We start from the raw sequence: 10579 nt of genomic DNA, 5'->3' as shown, positions 1-10579 counted from the left end.
TCTTTTTCTTCACCAGGCTGGAGAGTAAGGCGCTTAAATCCTTTGAGCTCCTTTACCGGTCGCTCCACTGAGGCTACCCGGTCGTGGATATACAGTTGCACTACTTCATCTCCCACTCGACTTCCGGTATTTTTGACTTTAAAACTTATTTTGACTTCTTCTAAGGAGTTGACCTGGGAAGGAGTAATTTTTAGGTCTGAGTAAGAAAACTCGGTATAGCTTAGACCGTGCCCAAAGGGGAAAAGAGCCTGGGTGTCAGTGTTTATGTATTCGTTGAAAGAAGAGGGTTTCCGGTTATAATAAACTGGAATCTGTCCTACGCTTCGCGGGAAGGAGATGGGGAGTTTCCCTCCGGGGTTATAATCACCGAATAGCACATCAGCTATGGCGTTTCCTCCTTCTTCTCCGGGATACCAGGTTTCTAAAATGGCAGAGACGTTGTCTTTCTCCCACGTTATGGAAAGCGGTCGGCCATTAACTAAAACTAAAACTATGGGTTTCCCGGTTTCTTTGAGAGCCTGAAGGAGTTCTCTTTGTACCCCGGGGAGGTCTAGATCCACCCGATCACTTCCTTCTCCAGAAATAGAATTCTTAAAAAGACCGCTATTTTCCCCCATAACTGCAATAATAACCTCAGATTGCTCTGCCAGCTCCAGTGCTTCCTGGAAACCATCGCAAGAAGTGTCCAGAAGATCACATCCCTGAGCATAAAGAACTTTAGTGTTCGCAGAGACTTTATTTTTTATTCCTTCCAGCACGCTTATCGTCTCCACCGCATCTTCTTCCGAGGCTACATGTGCTGTATAACTATAATCTCCGTGTAAGTTTCTTGTACTATTAGCGTTGGGCCCTATAACCGCTATAGTTCCTGAATCCTTTTTCAGGGGTAACACTCCATCGTTTTTCAGGAGAACTATAGACTTTCGAGCTATCTCTCGGGATAGCTCCCGGTCTTCGGGAGAGTCGAGGGCTTTCTTTGCTTCCTGAAGACTTATCTCGATTTTTTCTCTTTCTCTGAGTCCTAAAAGAAGTTTTGCCCTTAACATTCTTCTTACTGATTCATTTATCACTTCTTCTGAAATCAATCCTTTTCGAACCGCTTCGAGCAGTGGTTCTCCATAACAGTCAATATTGGGAAGCTCAATATCTATTCCTGCTTCCAGGGCTTTTATGGCTGCTTCCTGAGCACTATCGGCTACGTAATGGAAGTTTTCTAACATTCTTATAGCTCCGTAGTCAGAAACCACCAATCCCTCAAATCCCCATTCTTCACGCAGAATTTTGGTTAAAAACAATTGAGAGGCAGCACAAGGTATACCATCTATTTCATGATAGGCGTTCATAACTGAGCCAACCCGGGTCTCTCTTACCGCCACCTCAAAGGGAAAGAGGAATATTTCTCTTAATTCTCGTTCCGAAACCCGGGCAGGAGCTAAATTCCTTCCTCCTTCAGAGATTCCATAAGCAGGAAAATGTTTGGCGGTAGCGATGATACCTGATTCAAAATCTTCTCCCTGGAGACCTTTTATATAAGCAGAAGCCATTTGAGATACAAGATAGGGGTCTTCGCCAAAAGTTTCTTCTGTCCGTCCCCAGCGAGGGTCGCGAGGAATATCGAGAACTGGAGATAATCCCTGATGAGCGCCTACAGCTCTCAATTGTTTTCCTATTACCGAGGTCATCTTTTGAATGACCTCAGGTTCAAAGGTGCTGGCCATACCTATGGCCTGGGGGAAGGCCGTTGTCCCCCACGCAGTAAAGCCGCTTAAGCATTCTTCGTGAATCATAGCTGGAATTCCGAGGCGGGTTTCTTCCCTCAGAAATTTTTGAATTTCATTGACCAGCTCGGCTACTTTTTCTGGCTCCATGCCTGTTCCACCGGCTGCTCTTGTGATCTGTCCTATGCCATTTTTTAAAAGTTCTCGGGCTTTCTCCCGAGAAAATTGGCCGTTTTCTAACAGGTGACGAGCCTGAACAGAACCAAGCTGAGCCACTTTTTCTTCCAAGGTCATGCGGGATAGTAGATCATTAACTAATTTAGTTGTAGTTTCCATATAACTAACCTCCTATTGGGTGATTTAGAGCAGAGCATTCTAGCCTATTTTTCTCCGACTAAAGAAGGCTCTTCGCTGCTACAATAATTTATTGCTAATTTTTTGAAAATTACCAATACCTGGAAGCATGGTGGTTCTGTTTGTTTTACTTTTCATATAGCCAGCATCTCACCATTCTTCCATCAACAAAAAATTCTTCTGGCATGAAGTCTTTACATTTCTCTTCAACAAACGGGCATCTCCCGGCAAACTTGCATCCTTTCCTCATATACTCTTCAGTTTCCAGTTCGGTTATACTCACCCTTTCTGTCCATTTTTTCTTGGGGTCAGCTTCTGGTATGGATTCCTTTAGCATCTGGGTATAGGGATGTTTGGGATTCATCAGCACTTCCTCTACATCACCCATTTCTACTATGTTTCCTCGAAACATTATTCCTATTCTATCGCTCACATAATAAGCGGTGGCAAGGTCGTGGGTTATGTATAAAACACTGACACTGTGCTCATCTCTTAACTCTTTGAAGAGGTTAACTATTGACATTCTCAGTGAAGCATCCACCATAGAGACCGGCTCATCAGCTACTAAAAGAGATGGTTTAGTTATTAATGCCCGGGCTATGGATATTCTCTGGAGCTGTCCTCCAGAGAATTCACTGGGATATCTTCCCTGTACTTCTTCCATACCCAACCCCACTGATTGGAGAGCCTCTTCTACGGCTTTCTTGTCTCTCTTTTTCCCGTTCATCCCAAAGTTTTTGGCAGTATCGTGCAAATAACTGTCTACTTTCCTCAAGGGATTGAAAGTTTCAAAAGGATTTTGAAATATGGATTGCACTTCTTTCATAAATTGCTTCTTTTCTTCCCATTTTTGGAGTTCGAGTATGTTTTTGTCTCTGTAGTATACTTCTCCCTGGGTGGGTTCGAGAAAGCCTAAAAGGATCTTTGATACTGTTGTTTTCCCGCAGCCACTTTCTCCAGCTAAAGTGAATATTTCATTTTTGTTCACCTGGAAGGATACATCATCCACTGCCAGAAGCCTGCTCCGGGCAAATCCCCCTCCTACAACAAACACCTTTTGTAATTTTTTCGCTTTTATTAGCCCTTCTTTTTCTATCTCTTTTTCTGGATTATCGTTTTTCCTGTTCATTCTACTCTCTCCTTGGAATTCAAGAAACAGGCTGATTTATGCTCGGTGTTCAACTCCACCAGCTGTGGTATTTCTTTTTTGCAGATATCCATGACATAAGGGCATCGAGGATGGAAAGGACACCCTGGTGGCAAGTTAGAGAGCGACGGTGGAACACCTGGTACGCTGGGCTTATAGGTTTTGTCTCCCATTTTGGGAAGAGAAGCAATTAAAAATTTAGTGTAGGGATGAAGAGGATTTTCAAATATATCATCAGTCCTGGCTTCTTCTACAAACATACCAGCATACATTATTCCTATTCTGTCTGTAATATTGGCATGCACTGCCATATCGTGGGTGACTAAAATTATCGTGTTTTTCTGTAATTTTTGAATATCTTTCAAGAGCTGTATCACTGCTCTTTGAGCTACTACGTCGAGGGCAGTGGTGGGCTCATCAGCCACTATTATTCTGGGTTTCAAAATAGTAGCTAAGGCAATGGTAGTTCTCTGTCTCATTCCTCCTGAGAGTTGATGAGGATAAGATTTTAAGACTCTCACTGGCAATCCCAGGGCTGATAGGTGTTTTTTTAATGGTTCCTCAAAATCTCTCTCCTCATTTTCTATTTTCTGATGGGCAGTGAAGAAATCTTTGAATGACTCTCTGATTCTTATTATAGGGTTTAAGGCGTTCATAGAGCCCTGAGGAATGTAAGATATATATTTCCATCGTAGTTTTCTGAAGTCTTCCTCTTTTATTTCAGTTACCTCTACATATTTCCCGTCTATCTGGTAGTATATAGTTCCTCCTATCATCCTCAAGGGTGGCTCTACTAATTTACATATGGTTTTTAGAAATGTACTTTTCCCGCAGCCACTTTCTCCGGCTATCCCGTATATTTCATCTTCATGGATATTAATAGTTAGGTCATTTACCGCTTTTACTTCTTTTTTTGTTTCTCCCATATCCAGGATATAATAAGATTTTAAATTTTCTGTTTTCAAGATATCCATTTTTATTACCCTGCTTTTCCAATTCTTTGAATTCTGGTTCGGGGGTCAAGATACTCACTTAAACTGCTGGAAAGCAAATATAAAGCTACGAATAGTAATATAGATATTACGACTGGTGTCAATATCCACCACCAGTACCCGAGGAGCATAGATTGGTAATTAACCGCCCAGTGAATCATAGTGCCTATGGTAGGCACTTCTATGTTAGTCAAACCTAATATAGCCAGCGTTACTTCCATTCCTATTGCCCATATCATGTTGTTTATCACTGTAGAAAACATTATCGGTATTATGAAAGGAAAATACTCTTTAATTACCAGGCTGAAAGTTCTGGTGCCCGACAATATCGCTGTGTATGTGAATTCTCTTTCTCTTAAGCTCAGTATCTGAGACCTTATAACCCTAGCATCCCAGGCCCATCCGAATAAACTCAGTATCAGTCCTAAAGTTACCATCGTTAAGTTCTCTCTCATCACCGAAGCTATCAGTATGAGAATGGGCAAAAGAGGCATGACTACAAAACTATCGTTTATGGACATAAGAATGGTATCCACTCTTCCTCCCTTATATCCGGCTATTAACCCCACTATTACTGCGATTACTCTCGATATTGATGAAGCTATCAGGGCTATGATCAGTGAATTCCTTATGGCAAAAGTAGATTGCCAGAATAAGTCCTGTCCCTGGGAGGTAGTTCCCAATATGTGAGGCCAGCGTGGCGGCAGGTCTCGAGGCACTACATTCCATTTAAGAGGATTATAGGGAGAAAAGAAAGAAAGGATAGACATAAGAGCAAGAACACATATCACTATGAAAGCAAATTTGAATCTCCCATCTTTCATCAGTTCTTTAAAAGATTCCAAGGCAGTCACCTCATCTATGTCTTATTCGTGGATCAAAGAGGGGGTATAGGAGATCGATTATCAACGTTGCTCCTGCTATCCCTATAACTGAGAGAGAAGTTACACCCATTATCAGGTTGTAATCCCCAGAGTTGATGGCTCCATATACTAAAGTTCCTATTCCAGGATAGGAAAACACTATTTCGGTTATCAAAGCTCCTCCAAATATTTGTCCCAGAGATAAAGCTAAGCCGGTTATCTGGGGTAACAATCCATTTTTTAGTACATACTTGAAAGCTATTTTTGATTCTTTAAGCCCTCCCGCTTTGGCATACATAACGTAGTCTTCTGCTACTATATTTGAAACTATAAGCTTCATAGTCATAAAGTTTGCTGCTATTCCCAGAACTACTAAAGAAGTGGCAGGGAGAAAAGAGTGCACCAAAACATCGGAGATAAAAGCCCAGTTGAATCCTACTCTCCTTCCCACTGAGTAGCCTCCCGCGGAGGGGAAAATGGGGAAGAGGTAGGCAAACAGTATAAGAAGCAACAGGGCAAATATGTAGTAGGGTATAGGTCTTATAACCATAGATATGTTATCCAGTATTTTTGCCCATCTTCTATCTTTGAAATATCCTGCCAATCCTCCCAGGAGGTTGCCCACTATCCAGGAAATCAGGGTGGTAGAAATCAGTAACCCCGCTGTCCAGGGTAGAGAGGTCATTATCAGTTGAGTGACAGGGATAGGAAACTGGAATAAGGAAGGGCCGAAATCACCTCGAAACAACCTTCCCCAAAAAGCGAAATATTGCTGAAGCATGCTGCCTTCTAAACCATACAACTCAGTTAGTGATTTTCGCATACTATCAACCGCAGCGGGATCCAGGAAGGCACCTTGCGCGGTTATTCGATTGATGACTTGTTGAACGGGATCAACAGGAGTTAGCCTCGGTACTATAAAAACTATAGTTATCCCTACAAAAACTACTACTAAAAACTGAACTATTCTTGGTAATAAGTATCTCTTAAAAAATAGCACGGACCCCACCTCTAAACTTACCCCTACCAGTGCCCCGGACGGGGCACTGGTAGGGTATCAGATTTTATCTTTCTACAGGTCTTAAGAAGGGAAGCATATATTTGAAGTTGGGCCAGTGATGGTATGGCTGAGTGTAGGGATTTTCAGCACCAGGATAGTTGGTCCAGTAATATTCATCCCAGGCTACCACTCCTGGATAACCAAACGTGGGAATGGTGGGCATTTCTTCAACTAAAATTTTTAAACCTTCCATTCCCAGCTGCAGGTTTTTATCGCTGTCCCAATCAACTTTTTCCATTTCTTCTATAACTTTGTCCAACTTCTCGTTGTACCATCTCGAAGAATGACCAACTGCTTGTTCGCCAATGGGTCTATAGTAGGAAGTCCGGAAAGGGCTCAGCACTCGATAGAGATCAGGATGTCCTCCCCAGGGCTCTATCGCCGGCCAGTTATCATTTACTACATAATCCCCGGTTTGAGCTAATGCTGCATAAGCTTCTGAGGGATTCACAGTTACATCAATTCCAAAGTTTCTCCACTGCTGAGCGGCAGCGAGTGAGTTACGATGTTGAGGGTGTGAGGGGCTGGGATGAGCAGTTATAGCGATTTTCCAGGGAGTTCCATCAGGCAGGAGCCATTTCCCGTTTGCATCTTTTGTAAATCCATTTCTGAGCAGTAATTGTTCTGCCACATCAGGAGCATATTTCCACCATCCCGGTCCAAACATCTCTCTGATTGCTTCAGGCTCTTTTGGTACATCGTAGCCTCTCTCTTTTACATATTCAACAAGTCGGAAGGGTGCCTCAGGGTCATAAGGTTTGAAAGGCTCACCATCAATTTCTATATCTAAGGTGAGGTTCTTTAGCCACTCTTCTAGGGGTTTATAGTACCATTCCTGATATACAGGTGTAGGAGGCACATGTAGGACTCCCATAGGAGCCGCTCCATCAAAAGCTATTCCAATGTAGTCTACTATATCTATCGCCAGAGTTAAAGCCCATCTGACATCTTTCAGGTCGAATGGGGATACGTCATTGTTGAGAGTTAAACCTGTCATGCAAGGATCCACATTAACCACCCAGGGGTATTCTTTTCTGTAGCCTCTTGAATATTCGTTTCTCTCTAATATTGCCCGGAATGCTTCCATAGTTAAATCGGTCATATCTAAGTTGTGATTTGCTTGAGCGATTACTTTGTTTGCTGCATCTCCATAGTAGTAGAAAAGCACATATTCAGGTGGGGGCATACCGTACAATATTCCAGTGGGGGTTTTGTCCCAATCTTCTCTTCGCTCCCAGAGAGTCCAGTAACCTGCCTGATCAAAATCTTTGAGCACATATGGGCCACTGCTTATGGGAGGGTTAAAATCAAAGGATAGAGGATCTTCTGCTTCTTCAAAAATGTGTTTGGGGAAAGGTCTCCATCCACCCCATCTGTCTATAAAGTTAGCATGGAATCGAGCATTGGGTTCTTTAAATTCAAACACTACTGTATAGTCATCGGTTTTATATACTTTATCCACATACAAATTAAATGGGGCGTTGTAAGACATCCCAGAGTCCTGCATACATAACTCTATTCCATATACTATGTCATCTGCAGTTATGGGGACACCATCGCTCCACTGGCAACCTTCTCTCAGCTTTACCGTCATCTGAGTGAAGTCTTCATTGTAAATAGGACCTTCTGCAGCTAAGGCGTTTATGACCTCGCCGGTTACGTAATCAACTAGCCATAGAGGTTCGAGCATTAATTGTTGTACGCCTCTATCCGGATTTCTCCAGGCAGTGGTGAACACGTTAAAGTTAGCTGGAGTACCTACTCTCCCTGTTAATACGTCAGCAATAAATGTTTTTTCTCTGGGGATATCTTCAGCTAATTGGGCAAAGCCTGCCTGGGCAAAGCCCATCACCAGTACTAACAAAGACACAAAAAAGATTGAAAAACTTCTTTTCACTAATCACACCTCCATTTTAAATATAATCTGGTTATTTTTTTGTGCTTAAACTGTCGTTTCTGAGTTTTTCTCACCCCCTATCTTTTTGGTAGGAATTACTCTGGTTATACTTTGATGCATCCACCTTTTGGAAAACTAAAGATGGTTAACTTCCCACTCTGTTAACCGGCAAGGTAAAACTATCTTTTTTACCTCACCTCCTTTTATGCTCTCTACTAAAAGTTCAGCAGCAACTTTTCCCAGCTCTCCTAAGGGTTGCTCTACTGTGGGGAGGGGCGGGTCAGTGTATTTTACTGCTTCAATTCCATCAAAGCCGACGATGGCGATATCGTCGTGAACTTTAATGCCTCTCTCTTTGGCTACTTGTAAGGCGCCGATAGCCATTTTATCGTTAGCGGCAAAAACTGCAGTGGGAAGGGGAGAAATTTGAAGCAACTTTTCCATTGCTTCTCTTCCACTCATCCGGCGGAAATTCCCCTCTACTACATACTCTTTTTTAATGGGAATACCAAAATCTAAAAGAGTGTCTATATAAGCTCGGTATCTCTCTTCCGCATGGCGATGTTCTCTGGGACCTCGCAGATGAGCAATCTGCCGGTGACCTTTTTCTATTAAATATTTGACTGCTTCTTTTGCTCCACCATAGTGGTCAATATCTACATAACTTACTCCTTCTCCTTCCACTCGCTGGTTAACAATGACAAAAGGGAAGTTTTCCTTGACTAAGTCACTAACTTCAGAATAATGAATAGGCCAGTGAGAAAGAACAACCAGACCTTCAAAGAGACTATTACGGGCAATGTTTAAAAGAGCCTCTCGCTTATCTAAAGGGTGACCGTTAAAGAACTCTCCCTTTACCACTATTTGAAGGTAATATCCTTCCCGAGAAATGGCAGCCAAAAGGCGGTTAATCAATTCTCCATAAAAAGCAGAAAGTTTTTCCTGCTCTTTAATAAAAGCACAGAGCAAAATGGTATTGGTTTTACCTCTTACTAAGCTTCGAGCTACAATATTGGGGCGATATCCCAATTTTTGTGCTGCTTCTTCCACTTTTTTTCGGGTTTCTTCTGAAACTTTACCTTTTCCATTTAGAACTATTGATACTGTGGCCGGGGATACACCAGCTAACCTTGCTACATCTTTAATAGTTACAGACACGTTTTTCTCCTTAGCTAAATCGTTTTAATAAACTAACATTAGTATAGATTATATTTAAATTAGTTGTCAATGGTAAGCAGAAAAAAAGTCGCGAGTTAAAACGATTAGAAACCATCTCTTTTGCTATATAGCAAGTCTCATTCTTCAAGCTACATGGTAATCTCCCAAGGTATTATGGTTTTTGTATATTCCTTGGTATAGCAGTCTCTCTTTTTTATTCTTTATTTATAATTTATAAGCAGAAAAAACGAGGTCACTCTCTCAACTGTTCTTTCATTTGTCCATTACTGAATCAAACTATGAGGAGGCTCTGCCTTCTCATAACCCCGACTATAGGTGGTAAACTCCCTATGACCCCCTTTCTTCTTTTGTTTGTTACCCCTGAATGTCTCTATCACTCTCTTACCCATCATTCCTGAATGTCTCTATCACCCCCTTACCCGTCATTCCTGAATGTCTCTATCAGGAATCCAGAGTATTTAAAGGCAAGGATACTTAGATTCCCGACTAAATTTCGGGGATAATGGCGGGAGCCGGGAGCTATAAGAGGAGAACCCCTTCTTTCGTTTTGAAAAGCAAGTTACATCATTGCTAAAAACCCGGATAACCACTTCAGGAGAGACGAGTAAACGAGGCTCGTGATGATATCCCGGGGCAAAATTGCCCGTAATAATTCTGGGGAAAAATGAGTAAAGTACAGGAGAAAAGAATATTGCCGCAGTTTTTGTGGTTAACTATAATCTTGCGTTACAGAATATTCCGCCTCCCGGAGCTGACAATGCGTCTGTTTTACGAGATTATTGGTGAATTATGAAGTTATCAGAGAAGAACTTAAAAGGCTGAAAGTAGCAAGAAAATAGGAAAAAAATAGGAAAAAAATAGTTATGGATAAACTACTGCTAGTTCTCTTGACATTCTTCTCGCCTTTCGGTATATTTATTGAGGCACGGGCGAGAAGGTCGCCGGTGTAGCTCAGCTGGGAGAGCAGCTGACTTGTAATCAGCAGGTCGTCCGTTCGAGTCGGATCACCGGCTCCATTTGTGGGGAGGTACCTAAGTGGTTAAAAGGGGCGGACTGTAGATCCGTTGGCTGAACGCCTTCGTAGGTTCGAATCCTACCCTCCCCACCATAACATAGAAGAAGTAGCTAGCCTGCGTAGCTCAGTGGTAGAGCGCGCCCTTGGTAAGGGCGAGGTCACCGGTTCAATCCCGGTCGTAGGCTCCATTTTTCATTCGGGAAAGAGATAAATAAGGAGGATAGATGGATTATGGCAAAGCAAAAGTTTGAAAGAAAGAAACCTCACGTTAATGTAGGAACTATTGGACACGTAGACCATGGAAAAACTACTCTTACTGCAGCTATGACTCAGACTTTATCCAAAATGGGATTA

At 42.3% G+C, this 10579-nt stretch carries 8 protein-coding genes and 3 tRNA genes; 4 read left to right on the top strand and 7 right to left on the bottom strand.

The window, feature by feature from the left end; genetic code table 11:
• From GXZ17_RS01090 to GXZ17_RS01060, 7 genes are all read right to left on the bottom strand, one after another.
• Positions 1–2054: glycoside hydrolase family 3 N-terminal domain-containing protein (locus tag GXZ17_RS01090; RefSeq protein ID WP_409375440.1), on the bottom strand; the 2054-nt coding region annotated here is incomplete at its 3' end.
• Between the two features lie 145 nt (positions 2055–2199).
• On the bottom strand, positions 2200–3201 hold the full coding sequence (locus GXZ17_RS01085; protein ID WP_409375439.1) for an ABC transporter ATP-binding protein: 1002 nt from the start codon (positions 3199–3201) through the stop codon (positions 2200–2202).
• Positions 3198–4193, bottom strand: coding sequence for an ABC transporter ATP-binding protein (locus tag GXZ17_RS01080; protein ID WP_409375438.1), 996 nt, complete (start codon positions 4191–4193; stop codon positions 3198–3200). The genes GXZ17_RS01085 and GXZ17_RS01080 overlap by 4 nt, the downstream gene beginning before the upstream one ends.
• 5 nt (positions 4194–4198) lie before the next feature.
• Positions 4199–5035: an ABC transporter permease gene (locus GXZ17_RS01075; protein ID WP_409375443.1), complete on the bottom strand. Its 837-nt coding sequence runs from the start codon at positions 5033–5035 to the stop codon at positions 4199–4201.
• Between the two features lie 31 nt (positions 5036–5066).
• Positions 5067–6074 (bottom strand): ABC transporter permease, encoded by a 1008-nt coding sequence (locus GXZ17_RS01070; protein ID WP_409375437.1) that lies wholly within the window; start codon positions 6072–6074, stop codon positions 5067–5069.
• A gap of 64 nt (positions 6075–6138) precedes the next feature.
• Positions 6139–7983: an ABC transporter substrate-binding protein gene (locus GXZ17_RS01065; protein ID WP_409375442.1), complete on the bottom strand. Its 1845-nt coding sequence runs from the start codon at positions 7981–7983 to the stop codon at positions 6139–6141.
• Positions 7984–8166: 183 nt separating this feature from the next.
• On the bottom strand, positions 8167–9189 hold the full coding sequence (locus tag GXZ17_RS01060) for a LacI family DNA-binding transcriptional regulator (protein ID WP_409375436.1): 1023 nt from the start codon (positions 9187–9189) through the stop codon (positions 8167–8169).
• Positions 9190–10150: 961 nt separating this feature from the next.
• Between GXZ17_RS01060 and GXZ17_RS01055 the strand changes: the two genes are divergently transcribed.
• The 4 genes from GXZ17_RS01055 to GXZ17_RS01040 form a co-directional block, all read left to right on the top strand.
• A tRNA-Thr gene (locus GXZ17_RS01055) sits at positions 10151–10226 on the top strand.
• Positions 10227–10231: 5 nt separating this feature from the next.
• A tRNA-Tyr gene (locus tag GXZ17_RS01050) sits at positions 10232–10318 on the top strand.
• Positions 10319–10338: 20 nt separating this feature from the next.
• Positions 10339–10413: transfer RNA gene (locus GXZ17_RS01045), tRNA-Thr, on the top strand.
• A 43-nt stretch (positions 10414–10456) separates the two neighbouring features.
• On the top strand, positions 10457–10579 hold a 123-nt coding region (locus GXZ17_RS01040), incomplete at its 3' end, for a GTP-binding protein (RefSeq protein ID WP_409375441.1).

Source organism: Candidatus Sordicultor fermentans (assembly GCF_012728195.1).
GTDB lineage: Bacteria > Atribacterota > Atribacteria > Atribacterales > Caldatribacteriaceae > Sordicultor > Sordicultor fermentans.
The sequence above is the reverse complement of the archived record's forward strand: the minus strand, read 5'-3'. Positions and strand labels throughout refer to the sequence as shown.